The following is a 23,438-nucleotide window of genomic DNA, read 5'->3' as shown; positions in this document are numbered from 1 at the left end:
GATCCGGGTTTGCAGCCGGCGAAATTCAGATAGATGAGTTGAAAAAGTGGGTTTGCAGCTTAAAAAGGCGGTTTTCAGGAAGTGGTAGAAAATGGTAAATAGTGGTTGCCTTTTCTGAGGCATTCCGTACTTTTGCTAACATCCCTCTTCCATGCCCTCCTCTCATCCATGAACCTGCTCTCCGGCGAATACGACTGCAAGCTGGACCCGAAAGGGCGGCTGGTGCTGCCGGCCAAGGTGAAGGGCAGTCTGCCACAAGCCTCGGCCGGGCAGCTTGTGCTGGTGCGTGGGTTCGAGCCCTGCCTCGTGCTGTATCCGCTGGAGGCCTGGCGCGTAATTCATGACAAGGTGATGGCGCTGGATGAGTTCAACGAGGAATACCGCCAGTTCCAGCGCAATTTCTTCCGGGGTATGACGGAGGTAGAACTGGACAGCATTGGGCGGTTTATGCTGCCCGGCTCCATGCGGCGCTACGCCGGCCTGGAGAAGGAGGCCATTATCGTGGGACTCGGTAACCGCTGCGAAATCTGGGATACCGCCCGCTACGACGAATACCTCATCAAGGACCAGCAGAGCTTCTCAAAGCTGGCCCAGAAATTCCTGACCAACGAAACCGGGCCTGGCGGCTCCCTTGCCGCATGAGCACGACTCCCAATAACGAGTACCAGAACGATACCGCCTACCACCGCCCCGTGATGTTGCGCGAGTGCCTGGAGGCCTTGGACTTGCAGCCCGGCGGCCGCTACGTGGATGTGACGTTTGGCGGCGGTGGCCACTCGGCTCGTATTCTGGAGCATCTGAGCGGCGAAGGCCACCTCTATAGCTTCGACCAGGATGCTGACGCCGAGCGCGAAGCCGAAAAGCTTGCCCGGCCCCAGTTCACGTTCATCCGCGCTAACTTCCGCGACTTATACACCGAATTGCAGCAGCATGGCGCGCTGCCCGTAGATAGCCTGCTGGCTGATTTGGGCGTATCGTCGCACCAGTTTGATACGCCGGAGCGCGGCTTCAGTACTCGTTTCGATGGGCCGCTGGACATGCGTATGAACGCCGAGGACGGACCCACCGCCGCTGATATTATCAACGAGTATCCGGAAGGCGACCTGCACCGCATCTTCGGCATGTATGGCGAGGTAACCAATGCCCGCACGCTGGCCCAGACGGTGGCCGCTGCCCGGCGCGGACAAACCATCAGTACCATTGCCGGCCTGAAAAAGGCTATTGCCAGCTGCACGCCACGCGGCAAGGAGAATAAGTACCTGGCCCAGGTATTTCAGGCGCTGCGCATCGAGGCCAACGACGAAATGAAGGCCCTGCAGGAAATGCTGGAGCAAACGGCGCAGGTGCTACGTCCCGGCGGGCGGCTGGTAGTGATGAGCTACCACTCCCTGGAAGACCGGCTGGTGAAGAACTTCATGGCGAAAGGCAAATTCTTTGGCGAAGCCGAGAAAGACCTGTTCGGCCACACCAACACACCTTTCGAGGTGCTGACCCGCAAGCCGGTGGAAGCCTCCGCCGACGAAGTAGCCCTGAACAGCCGCGCCCGAAGTGCAAAGCTGCGCATTGCCATAAGACGGCCGGAGTAATCCGCGTTTGTTTCCTGAAAACTCCCGAAGAACCCCACGCCTGTGGCTATTAATACAATAAAACCCGTCGCCAGCCAGCCTCGCTCCAACGTGCCCCGCGCCGTGGAGCCGGAGCCTATGGTGTTGCCGGAACCCGAAACGGCCCCGGTGCCTGCGCCCCGGCCGCCTAAGCCTCCGAAAGCAGCGCGTCCGGAACGCCCAGCCGTGTCCCGCAACTCCTGGAGCGTGTTTTCGCTGCTGGAGCGCCTTACGCGCATGGATGGTCTGTTTCGGGAAGGGCTGCCGGTGCGCTACCTGCCGCATGTGCTGTTTGTGATGTTTCTGATTCTGGTTTACATCGGCAACACGCACTATGCCACCCGCATGAACCGCGGCATCCAGAAGCTGAAACTGGAAACCGAAGACCTGCGCGCCGACTACACCACTCTTAAGTCGGACTATATGGAAGCCAGCAAGCAAAGCGAAGTGGCCCGTAAAGTGGCTGCCTATGGCCTCGTGGAAAGCTCCTCGCCGCCCTTCCGGATTGAGGTGCCAACTGGCCGTATTGATGAGGCGGCTCTGGATCTGGTACCTGTGCTGACCGCCGATTCGTTGGCGGCCCGCGCCCTGCGCGACTCGTTGCGCCGCGCCGGCCCCGTCGGGCCGCTCGACTCTACCAATATTGAGGTAGGTGCTCCACCTGTACCCATCGGGACGGACGCCACCGGTGCTCCGGCCGAACCGGAGCCTCAGCCCGCTGCCACCCGTCGCCGTCGTTAAGTGAAGATGAAAGGAAGCGTAAAAAAATCCATCGTTACCCGCGTACGGCTGGCGTTTTTGGGCGTCTGCCTATTCTCGTGCGCCGTGGTCTGGAAGATTTCCAACATCCAGTTCAAGGAAGGGGAGCGGTGGCGCGCCCTGGAGCAGGAGCGGCGCGTAGTGTACCAGCCGGTGTTTGCCACCCGCGGCACCATTCTCGCCGACGACGGCAAAAGCATTATGGCTACTTCGTTGCCCTTCTTTCGGGTGGCCTGGGACCCCAGCGTAGTGGATCCGGAGACCTTCCACAAAGACGTCGATTCGCTGGCTATTCAGCTGGCCCATTTCTTCGGCGACCGAAGCGTATCGGAGTACAAGCGCAAGCTGAAGAATGCCAAACTGGCCAAGCCTTCCGTGCGCTATATCCGCCTGAACTCTAGGCAGATCAACTACCAGGAAAAAAAGGAACTGGCACAGTGGCCCATTTTCCGGGAAGGCAAAAACAAAGGCGGAGTCATTTTCGAGAAGGTGGATAAGCGGTTCCGGCCGTTCGGCGGGCTGGCGCAGCGTACCATCGGCTTCGTAAACGAGGACAAGAACGGCGCGGGCCTGGAGTTCACCTTCAACCGCCACCTGGCCGGCAAAGACGGCGAGGCGCTGTTTGAACGGCTGCCCGGCGGCAACAAGCCCATCTACGACGGCACTGAAGTGAAGCCGATTCCTGGCTACGACGTGCAGACCACGCTTGACATCAACCTGCAGGATGTGGCCGAAAATGCGCTGTACAAGTCCTTGGTAGATAACAATGCTCAGTACGGCTGCGTGATTTTGATGGAAGTGCAGACCGGTGCCATCAAGGCCGTAGCCAACTTGGGCAAAGTGGCCGACGGCGTATACCGCGAAGACTACAACTACGCCATTGCCGACCAGGGCCGTACCGAGCCGGGCTCCACGTTCAAGCTGGCCTCGATGATGGCCCTGTTCGAGGAAAACCCGGACATCACGCTCGATGATGTGGTAGACACCGGCCCCGGCCGCATGTACATCGGGGGAGCCGTGAAAACGGACTCACATGGCTACGGTAAAATCACGGTAAAGCAGGTGTTTGAGAAGTCCAGCAACATTGGCGTGGCCGTGCTGGTCGACCGGCAGTTCAGCAAGAACCCGACGCGCTACACCGACCACCTGAAGCGGTTTGGGCTGCACAAGCCGCTGGGCTTCCAGATGGCTGGCGAGGCCCGCCCTTACGTGAAGGACCCGCAGGATCGGTCTTGGAGCCGCACTTCGCTTACTACCATGAGTATCGGGTATGAGCTGAAGCTGGCTCCGCTGCAGACGCTGGCCTTTTACAACGCCGTGGCTAATGGCGGGGTGCAGGTGCAACCTATGATTGTGCGCGAAATCAAGCAGGCCGACAAAGTGCTGGAGCGGTTCGAGCCGGTGGTGCTCAACCCCAAAATCTGCTCCGACGAAACGCTGGAGAAGGTGAAAGCCATGATGGAAGGCGTCGTCACCCAGGGCACGGCTCGCAGCATTCGGTCCGAGGATTTCAGCATTGCTGGCAAAACGGGTACCGCCTGGAAATTCAAGAACGGAGCATACACCAAAGTGTATTCTACCAGCTTCTGCGGCTATTTCCCCGCTGATAAGCCCAAGTACAGTTGTATTGTCGTGGTCGATTCGCCCAAGAAAGGCCGTATCTACGGCGCCGATGTGGCCGCGCCGGTGTTCCGTGAGGTAGCCGACAAAGCTATGGCTCGCGACGCGGCCAGCCAACGCCCGCTGCTGGCACGCGCCGCCTCATTGCAGAAAGCCAAAGTGCCGTTTGTGGAAGCAGGCATGCAGGATGAGCTGCGGCTGGTATGTGAGCAGATTGGTGTGAAAAACGAAGCTGCCACGCCTGACGAGGATTGGGTCCGCATTGCAACCAGAAAGGATAGCGGAGCCGAAGCCCTGACGCTGCAGCCGCTGCCCGTGCGGCCCGGCCGCGTGCCCAACGTCACGGGCCTCACGCTTCGCGACGCACTCTTTCTACTCGAAAACCGGGGACTGCGCGTACGCACCCAAGGCACCGGCCGCGTAAAAGCGCAGTCGTTGGCGGCGGGAGCAGCCGTGCGGCGCGGCACCGTGGTGACGCTGGCGCTGGCGCCCATCGGGCAGCGCTCCGGCGGCCCGGCAGCACCGGTGGTTGCGCCAGCATCCAGCCAACTGGAAGAAAACAAGCTGCTGACGCCCGTTGATACCGACCTGGATGCCAAAGCCCGGGCGCTGGCCGCCAAAGCCAAGGCCCGCCTGGCTGCTGCCAATACTACACCTGCTACGAGCCAGCCGAAAAAGAAGCCTGAGCCCAAACCCAGCGCCAAACCGGCGAAACCTGCCAAACAGGTGACCCAGCAAGCCACTGCTGCCAAGCCCAAAAAGGCCTGATAGTATTCCGTTCACCTCCGCGCACCTTACCAAAGGATTCTGCGAGAAAACGAACCCAACACATTGCCTGATTCCACCGAAATAACGCCTCCGCTTTTTTCTCTGCTCGCCGATGTGAGCGTAACGGTGCAGCATGGCCCCGCCGATGTGCCCGTGCATGCCCTCACCCTCGACTCGCGACAGGCTGCACCCGGCTTCGTGTTCTTCGCGCTACGCGGCGCCGCCACCGACGGCCACCAGTTCATTGCAAAAGCCGTGGAGCAGGGTGCCGCCGTTATTGTATGTGAAGACCTGCCCGCCGCCCTCAATCCGGCCACGGCCTACGTGCAGGTACCGGATTCGGCGGAGGCTATGGCCCATATGGCAGCGGCGTTCTACGGGCATCCGTCGCGGAGCCTGCAGCTGATTGGCGTGACGGGCACCAACGGCAAAACCACCTGCGCTACGCTGCTGCACAAGCTGTTGCGCGAGCTGGGCTACCACACCGGCCTGCTCAGCACGGTGCAAAACCAGATTGACGAGCAGGTAATTCCGGCCACGCATACCACGCCCGACTCCATCCGGCTGAACGAGTTGCTGGCCCGCATGGTGGAAGCCGGCTGCACACATGCCTGCATGGAGGTGAGCAGCCACGCCGTCGTGCAGCACCGCACCACCGCGCTGCGGTTCGCGGGTGGCATCTTCACCAATCTCACCCACGACCACCTCGACTACCACGGCACGTTCGATAACTACCTGAAAGCCAAGAAAGGCTTCTTCGACCAGCTACCGAAAACTGCCTTCGCCCTCTCCAACGCTGATGACAAGCGCGGCGTGGTGATGCTGCAGAATACGGCCGCCCGCCGCGAAACGTACTCGCTCCGCAGTGCTGCCACGTTCCGGGCCAAGTTGATTGAAAATGCCGTGCATGGCCTGCACCTGGAAGTAGACGGCCACGACACCCAATTCCGCCTCATCGGGGTGTTCAATGCCTACAACCTGCTGGCTGTATATGGCGCGGCTGTATTGCTGGGCGAGGAGCCGCTGGAAGTGCTAACGGTGCTGTCGGGGCTGCTGTCGGCGCCGGGGCGGTTTGAGCCGGTAGTATCGGAGAAAACCCGCGTGACGGGCATCGTAGACTATGCTCACACGCCCGACGCGCTGGAAAACGTGCTGCAAACCATTGCCGATATCCGCCAGCCCAGCCAGCAGGTAATTACGGTGGTGGGCTGCGGCGGCAACCGCGACGGGGCCAAGCGCCCCATTATGGCCGGCCTCGCCTGCCAAGGCTCCGACCGGGTCGTGCTGACGTCCGACAATCCGCGTTTTGAAGATCCCAACGATATTCTGCAGCAGATGCAGGCCGGCGTGAAGGTGCAGGACCTAGCCAAAGTCCTGACCATTCCGGACCGGCGCGAAGCCATCAAAACTGCCGTGGCCCTAGCCGGCCCCGGCGACATTGTGCTGGTGGCGGGCAAAGGCCATGAAACCTACCAGGAAATAAAAGGCGTGAAAACCGACTTTGACGATAAAAAAGTGCTGACCGACATGTTTGATCTGCTGGGCAAGTAAGTCAGCAGCGTAGTGTGCCGCTCCGTTCTACACCAAAATCTGCACAAACGCAACGCTTGCCGAACCCTGAAAAACCCGAACCTTTGCAGCTTGCCGAAACTCTGACCGCAATCTGCTGAACCCGCGCCCATGCTGTACTATCTCTTCAATTACTTGTATAAAGTGCACCACGTACCCGGCACGGGCGTGATGCAGTACAGCTCGTTCCGTGCGGCCCTGGCCATCGTCACCTCGCTTATTATCGCGCAGTTTTTTGGCGCACCTCTGATCCGGATTCTGCAACGCCAGCAAATCGGCGAAACCATCCGGGACCTGGGTTTGCAGGGCCAGATGGAGAAGAAGGGCACGCCTACTATGGGCGGCCTCATTATTCTGCTGGCCATTCTGGTGCCGGTACTACTCTTTGCCAAGCTCGACAATATCTACATCGTGCTCATGATTCTGAGCACCGTGTGGCTGGGCCTGATTGGCTTCGTCGACGACTATATCAAGGTAGTAAAGAAGGACAAGGAAGGCTTGGCCGGCCGCTTCAAGATTATGGGCCAGGTGGGCTTGGGCCTCACGGTGGGTTGGGTGCTGTTCTTCTCCAACGACGTGACCGTGCGCCAGTATCTGCTGGCTAACGGGCAGTCGTCGGCGGTGGATGCCAGCACCATCTACCAGGATGTGAAGCTGATGATTACGACCATTCCCTTCGCCAAAAACAACGAGCTGAACTACGGCGACCTGTTTGCCACGGCCGGCGACTTTTTCAACGAGTACTACGCCTTCTTCTACATTCCCATCGTGATTCTCATCATCACGGCGGTGAGCAACGGTGCCAACATTACCGACGGCCTCGACGGCTTGGCAGCGGGCACTTCGGCCATCATCGGTACCACGCTGGCCATTTTTGCTTTCGTGAGCGGCAATGCCTTGCTGGCTGACTACCTGGATATTATGTTCATTCCGAACTCCGGGGAACTGGTCATTTTCTGTGCTGCCTTCGTGGGAGCGTGCGTGGGCTTTCTGTGGTACAATAGCTACCCAGCTCAGGTGTTCATGGGCGACACTGGCTCGTTGGCCATCGGTGGCATTATTGCGGTGCTGGCCATCATTGTGCGTAAAGAGCTGTTGATTCCGGTGCTCTGCGGGATTTTCCTGATTGAAAACCTATCGGTGATGGTGCAGGTGAGCTACTTCAAATACACCCGCCGCAAATACGGCGAAGGCCGCCGCCTGCTGCGCATGTCGCCGCTGCACCATCATTACCAAAAGCTCGGCTACCACGAGTCCAAAATCGTGTCGCGCTTCTGGATTGTGGGCATCATGCTGGCCGTCCTGACCTTGGTTACTCTGAAACTTCGCTAATACTCAAACTATGCACTACGTCATCCTCGGAGCCGCAGAAAGTGGGGTAGGGGCCGCGCTACTGGCGCAGGCTAAAGGCCATACGGTGTTCGTATCGGACCAAAGCCCCATTCAGCATGTTTACAAGGAAAAGCTGACGCAGGCGGGCATTCGGTTTGAGGAAGGTACGCATACCGTAGCCGAAGTGCTGCGCGCCGACGAAGTAGTGAAAAGTCCCGGTATTCCGGAAAAAGCGCCTATAATCCAGGCACTGCGCGAACAGGACATTCCCATCATTTCGGAAATTGAGCTGGCGGGCCGCTACACCAAAGCCAGGTGCATCTGCATCACGGGCACCAACGGCAAAACTACCACCACGCTGCTCACCTACCACCTGCTGAAGGAAGCCAGCTACAGCGTAGGCCTTGCCGGCAACGTGGGTTACTCGCTGGCTGAGCAGGTGATTGAGGACAAGTTTGAGTACTACGTGGTGGAGCTGAGCAGCTTTCAGCTGGATGACACCTACGAGTTTCAGCCCTGGATTTCGGTGCTGCTCAATATCACGCCCGACCACCTGGACCGATACGGCTACTCGCTGCAGCTCTATGCATTGGCCAAGCTGCGCATCATGCGCAATCAGGACAGTTCCGGCTGGTTCATCTACAACGCCGACGACGATACTATTCAGCGCTACTTCCAAGCCGCGCTGCGGCCCGTCAACCAGTTGCCCTTCAGCCTGCACCGCCGCCCCGACTACCACCTAGCGGCCTACTACACGCAGGAAGACCGGCTGTGCTCCAATCTGAGCCCCGGTTTGAGTCTGGATGGGGAAGAAATAAGCATCACCGCCTCACCGCTCATCGGGCAGCACAACCGCCAGAACATGCTGGCCGCCGTGCTCTGCGCGCGGGTAGCCGGCCTGAGCACCGAGCAGATTGAAGCCTCGCTGGGCACCTTCCGCAACGCCGACCACCGCCTGCAGCCCGTGGGCACCATCAACGGGGCCCGGTTCATCAACGACTCTAAGGCGACTAACGTGGAGGCCGCGTGGTACGCGCTGGACGGCATCCGGCAGCCCATCATCTGGATTGCGGGCGGCACCGACAAAGGCAACGACTACTCTACGCTGGTACCGCTGGCCAAGTCGCGCGTGAAGGCGCTCATTTGCCTTGGTGTGGATAATGAGAAGCTGAAAGCCAGTTTTGGCGGCGTAGTGCCGTTGCTGGAGGAAACCCAAAGCGTGGAAGCCGCCGTACGGCGCGCCGCCGAGCTGGCTGAGAAAGGCGACGTGGTGCTGCTCTCACCCGCCTGCGCCAGCTTCGACCTGTTCCGGAACTACGAGGACCGCGGCCGGCAGTTTGCTGCCGCGGTGGCCCGATTTGCCGACGACGAAACCAACGAGGAATCCGGCGAATAAGGCAGCATAGTGACAAAAGACGACGGCAAACCAGCCCAATAAGCGAAAATACGTGCCTTATGGACATCATTAAAAACTGGCTGCGGCAGAATCTGAAGGGTGACCCGGTACTCTGGGGCATCGTGATTCTGTTTTCGCTTATCAGCATGGCCGTGGTGTATTCGGCTACCGGCACGCTGGCCTACAAAAACGAGCTGCGCGGCCGGTCCGGCACCACCGAAATGATTCTGTTCAAGCACACCAGCCTCATCTTCGTGGGGCTGGCGCTGATGTGGCTGGCCCACCGCATCGACTACCGCTACTACTCGCGCCTCTCGCTATACGCGCTGCTACTGTCGGTGCCGCTGCTGCTGTTCACGTTCTTCATGGGCGGCACCACCCTCAACGATGCCTCGCGCTGGCTCACCATTCCGGTCATCAACCAAACCTTTCAGCCCTCCGACTTAGCCAAGCTGGCTCTGATTTCGCACCTGGCCTCCATGCTCAGTCGCCGCCAGCAGCACGTCAACGACTTCAAAGCCACGCTGTTGCCGGTAATGCTGTGGGTGGGATTGATTTGTGGCATCATCATCATGAGTAACGCCTCCACGGCGCTGCTGCTGTTTGCTACCTGCCTGCTGCTGATGTTCATCGGGCGCGTGCCGCTCAAGCAGATGGCCGTGATGGTGGCTATTGGGATAGTAGTTGGGGGCGTGGGCCTGGCCTCGGGTCAGCGCTACAAAACCGTGCTGTCACGTATCGAGAGCTTCACCGACAAGAGCAAGCCGGTGCCGTTTCAGCTGGAGCACTCCTATATAGCTATTGCCACGGGCGGCCTCACGGGCAAAGGCCCCGGCAACAGCACCGAGCGCAACATTCTGCCGCACCCATACTCCGACTTCATCTACGCCGTCATCATCGAAGAATACGGCATGGTGGGCGGCGTGACGGTGCTGTTCCTCTACCTGGCTTTCCTGTATCGAGGGCTGCTGACGGTGGTGAACAGCCATGGGGCCTTTGGCGGGCTGCTGGCGGCCGGACTTACGTTTAGTCTGGTGCTGCAGGCCATGGTGAACATGGGCGTGGCCGTAGGGCTGGGCCCGATTACGGGTCTGCCCCTGCCACTGCTGAGTATGGGTGGTACCTCTCTCATTTTCACCGGCATCAGCGTGGGTATTATTCTGGCCGTAAGCCGGGGCGAACGGGAAATCCGGCCCATGGTGGGCGAACCCGCCGATACTGCCCGGATTCCCAAGAAAACGGCGTATGCCTAATGATGGCTATCTGTTGATAGTTGATTGATGCGCTATCGAAAGCTTAACTAACCATCAATCAACAACTAATAGTCAGCCATCAACAATCAACAACCAACAAATGAAATTCATCATCAGCGGCGGCGGTACGGGCGGGCACATTTTCCCGGCGGTGGCAATTGCCAACGAGTTGCGCCGCCGCCAGCCCGATGCCGAAATCCTGTTTGTGGGCGCCAACGGCCGCATGGAGATGACACGCGTGCCCGAAGCGGGCTACCAAATCGTGGGCCTCGACATCAGCGGGCTGCAGCGCCGCCTCACTCCGCAGAATCTGCTGTTCCCGATTAAAGTGATGCGCGCCGTGCGTAAAGCCGGAAAGCTGCTGGAAAGCTTCCGGCCCGATGCCGTGGTGGGCGTGGGCGGCTATGCGTCGGCGCCGGTGCTGCTGGCGGCCACGTCGCGCGGTATTCCGGCGCTCATCCAGGAGCAGAACTCCTACGCCGGCCTCGTGAACAAGCTGCTGGCCCGCCGCGTGGACAAAATCTGCGTGGCGTATGAGGGTATGAGCCGGTTTTTTCCGGCGGAGAAGCTGGTGCTCACCGGCAACCCCGTGCGTACCGAAATAGCCACGGGCGACCGGGCCGCGGCACTGGCCTTCTTCGGCCTTGATGCCAGCCGGCCCGTGCTGCTGGTGATTGGGGGCAGCCTCGGCGCCCGCACGCTCAACCAAGCCACCGCCGCCGCCCTGCCACGCCTGCAGGCGGCCGGGGTGCAGCTGCTCTGGCAAACCGGCAAGCTCTACTATCCGCAGGCGCAGGAGCAGGCCGCACCCTTTGGGGCAGCTGGTCTGTACGCGCTGGAATTCGTGCAGCGCATGGATCTGGCCTACGCCGCCGCCGACGTGGTCATTAGCCGCGCCGGGGCGCTGTCGGTGTCGGAGTTGTGTCTCACGGGCAAGCCCAGCATTCTGGTACCCTCGCCCAACGTGGCCGAAGATCATCAGACCAAGAACGCCCTAGCCTTGGTAAAGCACGATGCCGCGCTGCTGGTGAAGGATACCGAAGCCGCCACGCGCCTCTACGATGAGGCCCTGGCTCTGCTCCGGAACCCGGCCCGGCAGCAGCAGCTCAATGCCCATGTTCGTCAGCTTGCCCATCCGGAGGCTACCAGTACCATTGTAGATGAGCTGCTGAAGCTGGCTGGCAAAACACCCTGAAAGCCGGAGGTGTACCAGCAATTCATACTTGTTAATTCTTAATTGTCAATTCCGTTGAACCCAGTCGCCGCCTTTCCTTACGTCTACTTCCTCGGTATCGGAGGCATTGGTATGTCGGCGCTGGCGCGCTGGTTCCGGGCTAATGGCCACCAGGTGTCGGGCTACGACAAAACCCGCACGCCCCTCACCGACGCGCTGGTGGCGGAAGGCATTGCGGTGCATTTTGACGATGCCGTAGAAAGCATTCCGGCCGCAGTACGCCAGCACCGCGCCCAGACGCTGGTAGTCCTGACGCCTGCCATTCCCAAAAACCACCTGGAGTGGGCGTGGCTGCGCGAAAATGGCTACGACATCCGCAAGCGCAGCCAGGTGTTGGGCGTGCTCACGGCTGGGCACCGCACCATTGCCGTGGCCGGTACGCACGGCAAAACCACCACCAGCAGCATGGTGGCGCACCTGCTGCACCACGCCGGCGTGCCCTGCGCTGCTTTCTTGGGTGGCCTCTCCGTAAACCTGGGTTCCAACCTGCTCTTGCCGCCGGCCGGCGAAGCCAACGTGCCCATTGTGGTGGAGGCTGATGAGTACGACCGGAGCTTTCTGACCCTGCACCCCGAAATTGCCATTGTCACGAGCACCGACGCCGACCACCTCGACATCTATGGCGACAAAGACGCGCTGGTAGAGTCGTTCCGGCAGTTTGTGGGCCAGATTCAGCCTGGCGGCACGCTCATCATCAATCACACCGCCGACGCCAGCGTAGCCGCCGCTGTGCCCGCTGGCGTGCGGGTTGTTCGCTATGGCCTCTCGCCTGAGCAGGGGCCGGAGCTTTACGCCGACAACATCAAGGCGCAGGGCCATGAGTTTCGGTTCGACCTGCATGGGCCACAGGGCACGACAGCGGGTCTCGCGCTGGCCGTGCCCGGCTACCACAACGTGGAAAACATGCTGGCCGCCGCCTGTGTGGCCCAGCTGGAGGGCGTGGGCCCGGAAAAGTTACAAACAGCCGTAGCCGCTTATCGGGGGGTGAAACGTCGCTTCGAGTTTATTCTGACTACCGGAGCAGGAGCGGAGCAAAAAGTTTATGTGGATGATTATGCTCACCATCCACGCGAAATTGAGGCTTTCCTTCGTTCCCTCCGAACTCTGTATCCGGGTCGTCGGCTGCGGGTGGTTTTCCAGCCGCACCTGTTCACCCGCACCCGCGACTTTGCCCCCGGATTTGCTGAGAGTCTGAGCCTTGCCGATGAGGTGGTGCTGATGGATATCTATCCGGCGCGGGAGCTGCCACTGCCCGGCGTAACGTCCGAATTGATTTTGTCCCAAATAACTGCCCCCCGAAAATCGTTGCAGAGCCGGGAGGAAATACTCGCTAATGCCGAAACCCAAACGGATTTCGACGTATTAGCCACTGTCGGCGCCGGCGACATTGACCAACTGGTACCGCGTTTAAAGAATATTTTACATCTTCGGTGGAATGGAACTCAAGCGTAAGGTAAATAATGTGCTGTTTGCCACCGGTTGCCTCGTGCTGCTGGGTGGGCTGGCCGTGTTTGCCGGCGTAAAGCAGGCTAGCCGGCCCGTTGGGCAGGTCATCGTCACCATCGGCAACGAGTTCAACAACTACTTCATCAGCGAGCGAGAAGTAACCAGCCTGCTCACCCGCAACGGCGAACAGCGCTTGGAAGGCACCACGCCCGAAGAACTCAATCTGCCGGCGCTGGAAGCCCGCCTGAAAGCCCACAGTTTCGTGAAGGATGCCCAGGTCTACCGCGACCTGGCCGGCAACCTGCACGCCGACGTGCGCCAGAACCGCCCCATTGCCCGCCTCGTGCACGCCGACACCCGCCAGGACTGCTACCTCGATGCCGATGGGCACAAACTGCCGCTGTCCTCGCTGTTCACGGCGCGCGTGGTGCCGGTGTCGCGACCCGGTGGGCAGCCGCTGGCCGCTTCCTTTTTCCAGGACTCTACCGGCCTGCGCTATCTGGAGCTGCTGCGCTACATCGACGAGCATTCCTTTTGGCGGGCTCAGGTGGCGGAGGTCTTTATTGGGGCCAACGGCAAGGTTTCGTTCACGCAGCAAATAGGAGATCAGCAGGTAGAATTTGGCTTTCCTGAGAATATTTCGGAGAAATTTGCGAAACTGATGGTATTTTACCGTCAAATACCTCCGGCCCTAGGCTGGGATACGTACCACCGCGTCAACGTTGAGTTTAAAGATCAGATAATCTGTGAGTGAGATTTTCTCGCTCTATTGGCCTGAAAAGCCTATTTTTGCCCCTAACACACCGCCTCACACTGCCCTTGCCCGCCAGCTTAACCCGACAACCTCCCCATGCAACACGATAAGATTGTAGTCGGCCTCGACATTGGAACCACCAAAATCTGCGCCCTTGTGGGCCGCAAAAACGAATTTGGTAAGCTAGAAATTCTGGGCATGGGCAAAGCCGTGTCCGAAGGTGTGGTGCGAGGCATTGTATCGAATATCGATAAAACTGTCGACGCCATTAAGCGGGCTATTCGGCAGGCAGAAGAGCAGTCGGGCATCAACATCGGCGTGGTAAACGTGGGTATTGCCGGCCAGCACATCAAGAGCCTGCAGCACAACGGCAGCATCACGCGGGCATCCGCCGACAGCGAAATCACGCAGGAAGACGTGGAGCGCCTTACCGGCGACATGTACCGCCTCGTGACGCCGCCCGGCTCCCAGATCATCCACGTAATGCCCCAGGACTACAAGGTGGATTACGAAGAAGGCATTATGGATCCGGTGGGCATGTCGGGCGTGCGGCTGGAAGGTAATTTCCACATCATTACGGCGCAGAGCACGGCCATCAACAACATCAACAAGTGCGTCAACAAAGCCGGCCTTGAAATCGACAACCTGATTCTGGAGCCGCTGGCGTCCAGCATGTCAGTGCTGTCGGATGAAGAGAAGGAAGCGGGCGTTGCGCTGATTGATATTGGCGGCGGTACCACCGACCTGGCCATTTTCAAGGATGGCATTATCCGCCATGCGGCCGTGCTGCCTTTCGGCGGCAACATCGTTACATCTGACATCAAACAGGGCTGCCAGGTGATGCAGAACCAGGCAGAGCAGTTGAAGGTAAAATTCGGCAAAGCCATTGCCGAAGAAGCTTCCGACTACGAAATCGTGAGCATTCCCGGCCTGCGCGACCGTGCCCCGAAAGAAATTTCTCTCAAGAATCTGGCCTACATCATTGAGGCGCGGATGGAGGAGATTATTGAGCTGGTGTACGCCGAGATTCAGCGTACGGGCCACGCCGATAAGCTGGCGGCTGGTATCGTGCTGACGGGCGGCGGTGCACAACTCCAGAATCTGGTGCAGCTCACGGAGTACGTTACGGGCCTCGACACCCGCATCGGCTACCCGAATGAGCACCTTGGTAAGAGCAAAATCGAGGCGGTGAAGTCGCCGATGTATGCTACTACGGTCGGCCTCGTGCTGGCCGGTTACCGCTCATTGGATGAGCGCCTGAACCGCAACAACTACGAGCAGCAGGAGGAGCTGCAGCAGAAGCCAGCCGTTGCTTACCAGCAGCCGGTTGCCATACCCACGCCGTTGCATATACCCGCCTCCGCTCCAAAACCAGAGGCTCAGAAACCGGCTGAACCCAAAAAGCCTTCCGGTGCCAGCAAATTCCTGAGCGACATCATCAGCCGTACCAAAGGGTTGCTGATCGACGATTTTGATGATAAGCAGTACTAGTTGATTGGAGTCTTGGGGCCTCAGGAGCTTGGTTCAACAGTTCTGCATGGCGGAACTTTAGTGGCCAGGAAACCCTGTAGCAGCAACCAAGACCCACAGTCCCCAAGTCCCAAGACCCCAACCAATGAATTATAAATTCGACATCCCGGCGCAGTCCAAGTCCATCATCAAGGTGATTGGCGTGGGTGGGGGCGGCTCTAACGCCGTAAACCACATGTTCAGCCAGGGCATCAAGGACGTGGAATTCGTCATTTGCAACACCGACAAGCAGGCACTGGCGTCTTCTACGGTGCCTAACCGGCTGCAGATCGGACTGGACCTGACCGAAGGCCTTGGCGCCGGAGCTAACCCCGAACGGGGCAAGCAGGCGGCCATTGAAAGCCGCGAACAGATCCGGGAGCTGCTCAGCAATGGCACCAAGATGGTGTTCATCACGGCCGGTATGGGCGGTGGTACTGGTACTGGTGCAGCACCGGTTATTGCCAAAGTTGCCAAGGAGCTGGGCATCCTCACGGTGGGAATAGTGACGGCGCCGTTTATGTTCGAAGGCAAGAAAAAGCGTCAGCAGGCGGAGCACGGCATTAAGGAGCTGAGCGAAAACTGCGACACCGTACTCGTGATTCTTAACGATAAGCTGCGCGAGATTTACGGCAACCTGCCTATCCGCTCCGCCTTCGCCAAAGCCGATAACGTGCTGAGCACCGCCGCCAAGTCTATTGCCGAAATCATTACGGTAACGGCCGACGTGAACGTGGACTTTGAAGACGTGAAAACGGTGATGAAGGACAGTGGGGCCGCCGTAATGGGCTCCAGCATCACGGAAGGCGAAAACCGCGCCCGCCGTGCTGCCGAAGAGGCCCTGGCCTCGCCGCTGCTCAACAACACGGACATTCATGGCGCGCAGCGCATCCTGCTCAGCATCATGTCCGGCGACCAGGCGGAACTGGAAATGGACGAGCTGACGGAAATCACCGAGTGCATCCAGGACAAAGCCGGCCAGAACGCCGAGGTTATTTTTGGCCACGGCATTGATGCAACGCTGGGCCAGAGCATCCGCGTGACGGTGATTGCCACCGGTTTTGCGCGTGAAGCGCATACAATCACGGCCATCCCGGCTCGTGAAGAGGAGGCGCCAATTGCCCAGCCAGAGGCGCAGCTCAATGTTTTTAACAAGGAGCCGCTGGACGTTACAACGGCTCCGGTAGTACCGTCCTTTACGAGTGTACCCGCTCCGCAGCCCGTGGCTATGCCCGAACCACAGCCGGTAAAATTCGACTTGGAAACGTCGCCTTACACGGGGCAGATACCGCCTATCGCAGCGCCCTCTGCCCCTGCCCCCGAGCCGGTGGTGTACCATGCGGCGCAGCCCGCTGCGCCGCTGCCCGGCCGCCCGGCACTCGATGCTCGCGCAGAAGAGCGCCGCCGCCGCCTCCAGGAGCTGAGCAATGGTCTGACCAACGATGCCATCAAGGACCAACTGGAAACGCCCGCCTATCTGCGTCGGCAGGTGAAACTGGAGAACGTGACGCCTTCCTCAGAGCGCAACATCAGCCGCTTCAACCTCTCCGACGATAATGAACTGCTGGGTGACAACCGTTTCCTGCACGACAACGTGGACTAGCGTAGATTGTAGATTCATACTAAAAAGGCCATTGCAAATTTTGCAATGGCCTTTTTAGTATGAATCTAGTGTGGCTCCTGTATTGGTTGGGTGGCCGTATCCGAAGGTGAATTGTAGCGGGGAGTACCTGTTTCGCGGTCAGGGCTAAGCTGGCGGGTAGACGAGAAGGAAGAGCAGGCTGCTGTGAGCAAGCCAAGCAGCGCTAAAATCAGACGAAAAGCGACCTGCTGCATGAGAAGGGGAGAAGCAGGTGGAACAACTGCCTTCGGCTAAAAAGGGTTGGAGAAACGCGGGTCCTGAATGAAGGTGGAGTCAGTCAGCGTTTTCAGGAAGGCCACAAGCTGCCGCTTTTCGTTGGCTGTCAGGTTCAGCGTGGTACTGTTGCTGCCAGCCGGCGCAGGATTAGACAGCAGCAGAATAGGATTGACATTGGGACTGTTCCGCTCGATGTGCTCGTTGTAGTGGTCCACTACTTCTTCCAGGGTCTGGAAGCGGCCATCGTGCATGTAGGGAGCCGTCAGGGCAATATTGCGCAGCGTAGGTACCCGAAACAAGCCTTTGTCGCTGTTGCGACCCGTTACGTTGAAGCGCCCCAAGTCGGTGAAAGTCCTGTCCAGCCCATTGTTGACGAATTCGGCTGTTCCTCCGGCCGTAGCGAAGGTGGCATTCGTGAAAGTGAAGTTGTTGCCGTTATGGCAATGGTCGCAGGAGCCACCCCGGGCGCTGGAATTACCACCCTCACCAGGATGATTGAAGAAGAGCAGCTTGCCGGCGCGCTCATCATCGTTCAGGCGTGTTTGCCCCAGAAGTGACTTTTCGTAGCGCGAATTGGCTGAAATAAGAGTCCGTTCGAATTGGGACAGCGCCTTGAGCACGTTGGCCTCCGTGATGGTGCTGGAGCCGAATGCCTTGGCAAACAGCGGCGGATAAAGCGGTGTCTGCTGCAGCTTGCTCACGCCCGTAGCCAGCGACTGGTGCAGCTCCACCGGGTTTTCGATGGGCTTGCGGGCCTGCGTTTCGAGAGTAGTCGCCGCGCCGTCCCAGTTCAGGGTCGGCTCCCACAGCAGGTTCACCAGCGACATAGAATTGCGTTGATGAGCAATGCCATCTACGCCAACGGCTAGCTGGCGGCCGTCCGTAAAGGCTTTGCTTTGCTGGTGGCAGCTCCCGCACGACATAGTATTGTTGCGGGAGAGCCGGGTTTCATAGAACAGCTTGCGTCCCAGATCGATGCCTTCCACGGTCAAGGGGTTGTCGGCAGGCAGGATTACATTCTGCGGCAGCTGAGTGGGCAGTACCAGCGTGTAGGGCGTAGGAGCGTCTGGTTTCGGGTCGGCCGGCTGCGGCTCTTCTTTGTGGCACGCGGCCGCCGAAAGCAACAAAGCCGCTGACAATAGCAGGTAGGAGCGCAAACGAGTACTACTTAAAAGCATATAGTGTAGCAAAGCGAAGAAGGCTCAAGATACTATTTCCTGTGGCAACATGGAATACAGTCAGTTCAGTTTCACTGACTGATATTCAGTGGGCTACCGGCCGCCTGACGGCTCCTGCGCTACTTAAACAGGTAGTTGGTTTGCTTGAAACTGTAGCCCACGGCCACCACTATCCGGCCGGCGCTGGCAGGGTGGTCGGTGGTGGCGGTGTACACGGGAAGCTGCACGCTGGTGTTCAGCAACAGATTTTTGTAATACACATCCAGACCCGGTCCCAGCAGGGCGTTGTTCACAGCATGTTCTCCGGTGAGGCGGCCTTCAAAAAGCTCGCCCTTGTTTTTCTCATAAAACAACTGTGCTGATGGGTAAACCTGCCAATCCTGGCCCAGCGCCACCCGATAAAACAGATTCGCAAACGCCGTTGATCCGGGTGCTAGGCCTTCCCCGAAACGGTTGGCCGCGCCTCGGCGGTAGCTCGTGTTTAGGCTGAGTCCTACGTTGTGGTAGCTGCCGATGTAGTTGGCATACAGAAAGCCGTCGGTGGTGCCAGTGCCCGGCTGAGTGAGGGTAGGGTAGCGGCTGCCATCGGCTTTCTGGCGCATGAAGCTGCCCGTGGGCAGTTTCATGCCACCTCCCACAATCAGGCGGTTCTGCACGCCGGCGGTTTCGATGTTGCGGATGAGGTGGTAGCCGGCAAAACCCGTCACGTCGCCTAGCCCGCTCAAATTGATCTGCCGGCCATTGATCTGCGAGGTATTCATGGCAAATGGCACAAAAGCATTTAGCTCCAGGCGCTGGGACAGGAAATACTTGCCCCGCAGCTCCACTACCCGAAACGCCTCAAAATCGGTGGGGTCGCCTTTGTGGGCATGCGTGTAGCCGGCATCCGTGCCGTTCAGCGGCTGCGGCACCACGGGGCGCGCTCCGGCTGGAAAAAACTGCGGGTTCTGGCCCAGGTACTGGTAGCCATTGAAAATCCGGTAGCGGTGCATCAGCGAAAAACTGCTCTGATTATCGTAGGGGGTGATGCCCATAAAGCAGCCACAGATGTCGCAAGCCCAACCAGCCTGTGCCGGCAATAGGGCCAGCCCCAGTAGTAGGAGTTGTTTGGAAAGCATAGGAAAAAGCACCGCCATGCGGCGCTGATTTAAGGGTTAGGCCTGAGCCTGAGCAGCCTCTTGGGGCGACTAACGCTCAGACAGCTCCGGGTTGCGCAGAAATTCCTCATCGGTGAGCGTGGTCAGAAAGGCCAGCAGGTCCTGGCGGTCCTGGGTCGTGATGGAAATGCCGGTTCTGGCTCCCGGCTGCCGGAATTGCGGGTCCAGCGTCCCGGATTCTACCATGCCGTGGTCGTAGTGGTCCAGCACTTCGGTCAGAGTCTGGAAACGGCCATCGTGCATGTAAGGGCCGGTAAGCGCCACGTTGCGCAGGCTGGGCACTTTGAACCGGCCCACATCAATGCTCCGTTGCGTGATATGCGCCCGGCCCGAGTCCAGCGGGAAGCTGCGGTCCAGCCCGTTATTGCGAAACGACTCATCCGTGAATAGCTCCCCGGCGTGGCAACTGCCGCATTTCTGGCGCAGTATCGTCAGGCCCCGCAGTTCCGATTGGCTGAGCGTGCCGCCGGCTTCGTGGCGGACGTAATGGTCGTAGCGCGAGTCGGCAGAAGTTAGTGCGGCCGTAAACTGGGCCAGCGCCCGCAGAAACTGATAAGAGTCGATAGGTCCCGAACCGCCGAATACAGCCGCAAAACGCCGCTTGTAGTCGTCGTCCGCATTGAGCTTGCGCACCACATTGTCGAGGGTTTCGTCCATTTCCACCGGATTGGTAATGGGAGCGAGAGGCATCGTTTCGATGTTGCTCGGGCCACCATCCCAGAAGAAATTGGGTTTCCAGCGCAGGTTCTGCAGTGCGGGGGCGTTGCGCATACCCAGCCGGTTATCTACGCCGTGGCTGAACTGGTGGCCGGCGTGTGCAAACGCTACGAATTGCTGATGGCAGCTGCCGCACGATACAGCGCCGGTGCGCGACAGGCGCGGGTCATAGAAGAGCGTGCGCCCCAGCTCGAAGGCCGCGCGGGTTGGCGGGTTCTTGTCGATGCCATATACCGGCACCGGGAAGTTGCCCGGCATGCTGGTGCCGGGCACTTCCTCATTCGGGCGCACGTCGGCATCGGGCCGGCAGCCGCCGGCTACCAGCAATGCCAGCAGCAGCCAGCCACGGACGAAGGGACACAGGCCTTTCATGGGAGCCAAGAGCAACTGGCGCTAGTTGCCGTGGATATGGTCGACGGTAAACATGCCCGCCGCCTGGTTTTTGGCTACCAGCACGGCATTCGGCCCGCCCATCACATTATTGACCGTGGCGAAGCGAATAGTGCTGACGCCGGTAAACATCTTCAGGATATCGGCCTTCAGATGCACCTGCGGCGTCCGGCCTTCCCGAATCTGAATAACCTTGTTGGTCATAGCCGGCGACACCGTGCGGATGGTGTTGTTCGGGGATTTGAAGCCGCCAATGTGGAACACAAGCGGCCCATTCGTTTTGGAAGGGCTGTAGCGTCCTTCCAGCTTCGTGTAGATGTAGCCGCTGTTCCAGTTCCAGAACATGTCGGAAGGAGCCAGGGCGCCGGTCTGGGCGCCTGCTACGTTGCGGGCGCTGTCTACCCCAATCGTGAAGGTGAGGCCGGTATAGTCGCCGGAAGGCACGTTGGGAATGGTGAATGTTTTGGTCGCGGGTAGCGCTTCATCAAGCAGGTAATAGCTCTCGGGCTGCACGTATTCGTTGCCGTCGGCTTTCTTCAGCTTGATGTTGGAAATGTAGTAGCGCAGCGTAGAAACCGAAAAAGTGTCGCCGGCAGTCGTTTTATACGTGGTGCTGCCCAGCTGTACCGGCACAGCGCCGGCCATGTTCTCAAATTCCAGGCTCACGCTGCCCTGCTGTACATCCTCGTCTTCGTTGCAGGAAGTGAGGGAGAAGGAGGCGGACAAAGCCAGAAAAAGGGTGGCGTATTTCAGGATTTTCATCTTGGGAAGGCGAAGGAAATGCAGTCAATGCTGCTGTGCGCCCGGCCTCAAGAAGCAGGGTGGCAAGCACAGCAGGAAATACCACGCCCGAAACCGGGGTGGAAAGTCGGACATCAGGCCTTCGGGGCCGGCGGATGAAACACGCTTTGTGCCGGTGCAAAAGCATAATGCACTGAGGCAGCTGGTGCAAAGCGCAGCGGCAATGGACAGGTACGCGTGGGCGCCGCTACCCGGAAAACGAAGGGCAGCACCACATCATACTTTACTTTAGCGAAACCGGAAGCAGGCGTTTTGCTCTCTGATTCGGAGGCTTTGCGTAGTTGTTTGGCCAGGTGACATTTTCCGTTGCAGCGCAACTGGGGCTTGTCCTTATTCACGCAAAAAAGGCGCGTGATGCTCTCCTTGTGCATTTGGTAATCCACTACCACCAACTCCCGACTGAATGTCTGGAGCAGCATCAGAGCAGCCAGAAAAAGAGCCAGCACGCGTGCCATAGTAGTGGAAGAAGCAGATGAATCAGGGCAAATATAGGCTGTTCAGCCAGCAATACTGGCTAAATAAAGGTTTCACCCTCAAAATGCCAGGAGCTGGGCCATCTGTTCCTGCACCAATTGCTGGTAAAACGGATTGGTCAATTGCCCGTCTTGCGTCAGGTGCTGGTCGATGAAAGGCAGACGCACCCGGGCCGGCAGCACGGCAGTGCCCAGGTACATCAGCACATCGGTCAGGTGGCTCAGTGCCAGCAAACCGCCCTGTGCACCGGTGCCCAGCCCGACCAATGCGGCCTTTTTGCCGCGGATGCCGCCGGGGTAGGGCAGGCCATCGATGAAAGTTTTAAGCACGCCGGGGTACGAGCAGTTATACTCCGGTACCACCAGCACCAGCTTATCGGCAGCAGCGGCCATGGCCGCCAGTCGGTTAAATTCATCATGGCGGCCGGTGTTGTCATATAGCGCCGAAACGCTGACGTCGGCCGGCAGTTCTACCAGATCCAGCAGTTGGTAGGGTACCTGCTGCTCGCGTAGCAGCGTGGCGTAGATGTCCGCAATGCGCCGGGCCCGGGAATCAGGACGATTGGTGCCCGCAATGATGGTTATCATCTATGATATAGGGAGTTAGAAACGGAAAGCCGCCGGACTCAGTACAGCTGCGCCAAGCAGGTCACGCGTTTTGCGTACGGCCGGTTCCGCTGCGTGTCAACAAAAAAAGCGAAACGGCAGGCCGTTTCGCTTTTTGTACCTTGTTGGTATAACCGCGTTGTCTAGACGAGGTTATTGGAAGTGGCTTTAGCGGCCAGAAATTCGCGGTTCAGGATGGCAATATTTTCGAGCGAGATGCCAACCGGGCACTCTGCCGCGCACGAGCCGATGTTGGTGCAGGCACCAAATCCTTCCTTGTCCATTTGCGCTACCATGTTCTCGACACGGGTTTTGCGTTCTACATGGCCCTGCGGCAGCAGCGCCAGCTGGCTTACTTTCGCCGACACGAAAAGCATAGCCGATGCATTCTTGCAGGATGCCACGCAGGCTCCGCACCCAATACAGGTAGCCGCTTCGAAAGCACGGTCCGCAATTTCTTTTGGAATCGGAATTTCGTTGCCATCAGGAGTGCCGCCCGTGTTTACGCTCACGTAGCCGCCGGCCTGAATAATCCGGTCGAAGGCGGAGCGGTCCACGCTCAGGTCCTTGTTTACGGGGAAGGCATTAGCACGCCAGGGCTCGATGACGATAGTGTCGCCGTCGGAGAACTTGCGCATGTGCAGCTGGCAGGTAGTTGTGCCGGACTCAGGGCCATGGGCGCGGCCGTTGATGAACAGGTTGCACGAGCCACAGATACCTTCGCGGCAGTCATGGTCAAAGGCTACCGGCTCGTCGCCCTGGCGCAGCAGGTCCTCGTTGAGCACGTCCAGCATTTCCAGAAAGGACATTTCGGGCGAAATATCCTTCACCTGGTAGTCTACGATCTTGCCTTCGGTGTTGCGGTTTTTCTGCCGCCACACTTTCAGGGTAAGATTCATTGGTTTGGCGTTGGGGTTACTTCCGGCCATGTTTTTATAAGATTCAAGCTCTTCGCCGCAGGCAGCAAGCTTTCGTTTTAAATGAGGTGAAAGCCAGCCACCGCAAGTGCGGTAG

At 59.0% G+C, this 23,438-nt stretch carries 20 protein-coding genes; 13 read left to right on the top strand and 7 right to left on the bottom strand.

Annotated elements, in window-relative coordinates:
- Positions 1–168: 168 nt before the first annotated feature.
- The 13 genes from mraZ (at position 169) to ftsZ (ending at position 16,847) form a co-directional block, all read left to right on the top strand.
- Positions 169–642: a division/cell wall cluster transcriptional repressor MraZ gene (gene mraZ / locus IC231_RS10270; RefSeq protein ID WP_185887137.1), complete on the top strand. Its 474-nt coding sequence runs from the start codon at positions 169–171 to the stop codon at positions 640–642.
- Positions 639–1,586 carry a 16S rRNA (cytosine(1402)-N(4))-methyltransferase RsmH gene (gene rsmH / locus IC231_RS10265; RefSeq protein ID WP_190784428.1) on the top strand — a complete coding sequence of 316 codons (948 nt, stop codon included), beginning with the start codon at positions 639–641 and terminating at the stop codon, positions 1,584–1,586. The genes mraZ and rsmH overlap by 4 nt, the downstream gene beginning before the upstream one ends.
- A 42-nt stretch (positions 1,587–1,628) precedes the next feature.
- The gene (locus IC231_RS20035; protein ID WP_211538989.1) at positions 1,629–2,345 is read left to right on the top strand and encodes an FtsL-like putative cell division protein; all 717 of its coding nucleotides are present in this window, start codon (positions 1,629–1,631) and stop codon (positions 2,343–2,345) included.
- Between the two features lie 6 nt (positions 2,346–2,351).
- The gene (locus IC231_RS10255) at positions 2,352–4,751 is read left to right on the top strand and encodes a penicillin-binding protein (protein ID WP_190784427.1); all 2,400 of its coding nucleotides are present in this window, start codon (positions 2,352–2,354) and stop codon (positions 4,749–4,751) included.
- Between the two features lie 63 nt (positions 4,752–4,814).
- Positions 4,815–6,302 (top strand): UDP-N-acetylmuramoyl-L-alanyl-D-glutamate--2,6-diaminopimelate ligase, encoded by a 1,488-nt coding sequence (locus tag IC231_RS10250; RefSeq protein WP_211538987.1) that lies wholly within the window; start codon positions 4,815–4,817, stop codon positions 6,300–6,302.
- A 129-nt stretch (positions 6,303–6,431) separates the two neighbouring features.
- Positions 6,432–7,652 (top strand): phospho-N-acetylmuramoyl-pentapeptide-transferase, encoded by a 1,221-nt coding sequence (gene mraY / locus IC231_RS10245; protein ID WP_185887133.1) that lies wholly within the window; start codon positions 6,432–6,434, stop codon positions 7,650–7,652.
- 10 nt (positions 7,653–7,662) lie between these two features.
- Positions 7,663–9,048 carry a UDP-N-acetylmuramoyl-L-alanine--D-glutamate ligase gene (gene murD, locus IC231_RS10240; protein WP_190784426.1) on the top strand — a complete coding sequence of 462 codons (1,386 nt, stop codon included), beginning with the start codon at positions 7,663–7,665 and terminating at the stop codon, positions 9,046–9,048.
- 59 nt (positions 9,049–9,107) lie between these two features.
- The gene (locus tag IC231_RS10235; protein WP_190784425.1) at positions 9,108–10,301 is read left to right on the top strand and encodes an FtsW/RodA/SpoVE family cell cycle protein; all 1,194 of its coding nucleotides are present in this window, start codon (positions 9,108–9,110) and stop codon (positions 10,299–10,301) included.
- 100 nt (positions 10,302–10,401) lie between these two features.
- Positions 10,402–11,496 (top strand): undecaprenyldiphospho-muramoylpentapeptide beta-N-acetylglucosaminyltransferase, encoded by a 1,095-nt coding sequence (gene murG / locus IC231_RS10230; RefSeq protein ID WP_190784424.1) that lies wholly within the window; start codon positions 10,402–10,404, stop codon positions 11,494–11,496.
- 54 nt (positions 11,497–11,550) lie between these two features.
- Complete coding sequence (murC, locus tag IC231_RS10225) at positions 11,551–12,987, top strand: UDP-N-acetylmuramate--L-alanine ligase (RefSeq protein ID WP_211538986.1); 1,437 nt, start codon at positions 11,551–11,553, stop codon at positions 12,985–12,987.
- Positions 12,971–13,735 (top strand): cell division protein FtsQ/DivIB, encoded by a 765-nt coding sequence (locus IC231_RS10220; RefSeq protein ID WP_190784423.1) that lies wholly within the window; start codon positions 12,971–12,973, stop codon positions 13,733–13,735. Before murC ends, IC231_RS10220 begins: the two co-directional genes overlap by 17 nt.
- Before the next feature lie 96 nt (positions 13,736–13,831).
- Positions 13,832–15,226 (top strand): cell division protein FtsA, encoded by a 1,395-nt coding sequence (gene ftsA, locus IC231_RS10215; protein WP_190784422.1) that lies wholly within the window; start codon positions 13,832–13,834, stop codon positions 15,224–15,226.
- Between the two features lie 124 nt (positions 15,227–15,350).
- Positions 15,351–16,847 carry a cell division protein FtsZ gene (ftsZ, locus tag IC231_RS10210; RefSeq protein ID WP_190784421.1) on the top strand — a complete coding sequence of 499 codons (1,497 nt, stop codon included), beginning with the start codon at positions 15,351–15,353 and terminating at the stop codon, positions 16,845–16,847.
- Positions 16,848–17,116: 269 nt separating this feature from the next.
- Here ftsZ and IC231_RS10205 read toward each other — a convergent pair whose 3' ends face one another.
- The 7 genes from IC231_RS10205 to IC231_RS10175 all read right to left on the bottom strand — a co-directional run bounded on the left by IC231_RS10205 (position 17,117) and on the right by IC231_RS10175 (position 23,323).
- Complete coding sequence (locus IC231_RS10205) at positions 17,117–18,280, bottom strand: cytochrome-c peroxidase (RefSeq protein WP_190784420.1); 1,164 nt, start codon at positions 18,278–18,280, stop codon at positions 17,117–17,119.
- 119 nt (positions 18,281–18,399) lie between these two features.
- Positions 18,400–19,398 carry a hypothetical protein gene (locus tag IC231_RS10200; protein WP_190784419.1) on the bottom strand — a complete coding sequence of 333 codons (999 nt, stop codon included), beginning with the start codon at positions 19,396–19,398 and terminating at the stop codon, positions 18,400–18,402.
- A gap of 69 nt (positions 19,399–19,467) precedes the next feature.
- Entirely contained in the window at positions 19,468–20,526 is a 1,059-nt protein-coding gene (locus tag IC231_RS10195; RefSeq protein WP_190784418.1) for a cytochrome-c peroxidase, read from the bottom strand.
- Positions 20,527–20,547: 21 nt separating this feature from the next.
- Entirely contained in the window at positions 20,548–21,306 is a 759-nt protein-coding gene (locus IC231_RS10190) for an MbnP family protein (RefSeq protein ID WP_190784417.1), read from the bottom strand.
- Between the two features lie 113 nt (positions 21,307–21,419).
- On the bottom strand, positions 21,420–21,800 hold the full coding sequence (locus tag IC231_RS10185; protein WP_190784416.1) for a hypothetical protein: 381 nt from the start codon (positions 21,798–21,800) through the stop codon (positions 21,420–21,422).
- 78 nt (positions 21,801–21,878) lie between these two features.
- On the bottom strand, positions 21,879–22,406 hold the full coding sequence (locus IC231_RS10180) for an NADPH-dependent FMN reductase (RefSeq protein WP_190784415.1): 528 nt from the start codon (positions 22,404–22,406) through the stop codon (positions 21,879–21,881).
- 161 nt (positions 22,407–22,567) lie between these two features.
- Positions 22,568–23,323 carry a succinate dehydrogenase/fumarate reductase iron-sulfur subunit gene (locus IC231_RS10175; protein WP_190784414.1) on the bottom strand — a complete coding sequence of 252 codons (756 nt, stop codon included), beginning with the start codon at positions 23,321–23,323 and terminating at the stop codon, positions 22,568–22,570.
- Positions 23,324–23,438 lie beyond the last annotated feature (115 nt).

The sequence above is a fragment of the Hymenobacter duratus genome (assembly GCF_014698995.1).
Taxonomy (GTDB): Bacteria; Bacteroidota; Bacteroidia; order Cytophagales; family Hymenobacteraceae; genus Hymenobacter; species Hymenobacter duratus.
Note: the sequence above shows the minus strand (reverse complement) of the source record. Positions and strands in the feature narration are given on the sequence as shown.

Excerpts from the sequence above, each read along its gene's own strand:
- mraY (WP_185887133.1), top strand. The coding sequence starts at position 6,432 with ATGCTGTACTATCTCTTCAATTACTTGTATAAAGTGCACCACGTACCC.
- IC231_RS10190 (WP_190784417.1), bottom strand. The coding sequence starts at position 21,306 with ATGAAAATCCTGAAATACGCCACCCTTTTTCTGGCTTTGTCCGCCTCC.
- murD (WP_190784426.1), top strand. The coding sequence starts at position 7,663 with ATGCACTACGTCATCCTCGGAGCCGCAGAAAGTGGGGTAGGGGCCGCG.
- IC231_RS10255 (WP_190784427.1), top strand. The coding sequence starts at position 2,352 with ATGAAAGGAAGCGTAAAAAAATCCATCGTTACCCGCGTACGGCTGGCG.
- IC231_RS10220 (WP_190784423.1), top strand. The coding sequence starts at position 12,971 with ATGGAACTCAAGCGTAAGGTAAATAATGTGCTGTTTGCCACCGGTTGC.
- IC231_RS10195 (WP_190784418.1), bottom strand. The coding sequence starts at position 20,526 with ATGAAAGGCCTGTGTCCCTTCGTCCGTGGCTGGCTGCTGCTGGCATTG.
- IC231_RS10200 (WP_190784419.1), bottom strand. The coding sequence starts at position 19,398 with ATGCTTTCCAAACAACTCCTACTACTGGGGCTGGCCCTATTGCCGGCA.
- ftsZ (WP_190784421.1), top strand. The coding sequence starts at position 15,351 with ATGAATTATAAATTCGACATCCCGGCGCAGTCCAAGTCCATCATCAAG.
- IC231_RS10175 (WP_190784414.1), bottom strand. The coding sequence starts at position 23,323 with ATGAATCTTACCCTGAAAGTGTGGCGGCAGAAAAACCGCAACACCGAA.
- ftsA (WP_190784422.1), top strand. The coding sequence starts at position 13,832 with ATGCAACACGATAAGATTGTAGTCGGCCTCGACATTGGAACCACCAAA.
- murG (WP_190784424.1), top strand. The coding sequence starts at position 10,402 with ATGAAATTCATCATCAGCGGCGGCGGTACGGGCGGGCACATTTTCCCG.
- IC231_RS10185 (WP_190784416.1), bottom strand. The coding sequence starts at position 21,800 with ATGGCACGCGTGCTGGCTCTTTTTCTGGCTGCTCTGATGCTGCTCCAG.
- mraZ (WP_185887137.1), top strand. The coding sequence starts at position 169 with ATGAACCTGCTCTCCGGCGAATACGACTGCAAGCTGGACCCGAAAGGG.
- rsmH (WP_190784428.1), top strand. The coding sequence starts at position 639 with ATGAGCACGACTCCCAATAACGAGTACCAGAACGATACCGCCTACCAC.
- IC231_RS10205 (WP_190784420.1), bottom strand. The coding sequence starts at position 18,280 with ATGCTTTTAAGTAGTACTCGTTTGCGCTCCTACCTGCTATTGTCAGCG.
- IC231_RS10180 (WP_190784415.1), bottom strand. The coding sequence starts at position 22,406 with ATGATAACCATCATTGCGGGCACCAATCGTCCTGATTCCCGGGCCCGG.
- IC231_RS10235 (WP_190784425.1), top strand. The coding sequence starts at position 9,108 with ATGGACATCATTAAAAACTGGCTGCGGCAGAATCTGAAGGGTGACCCG.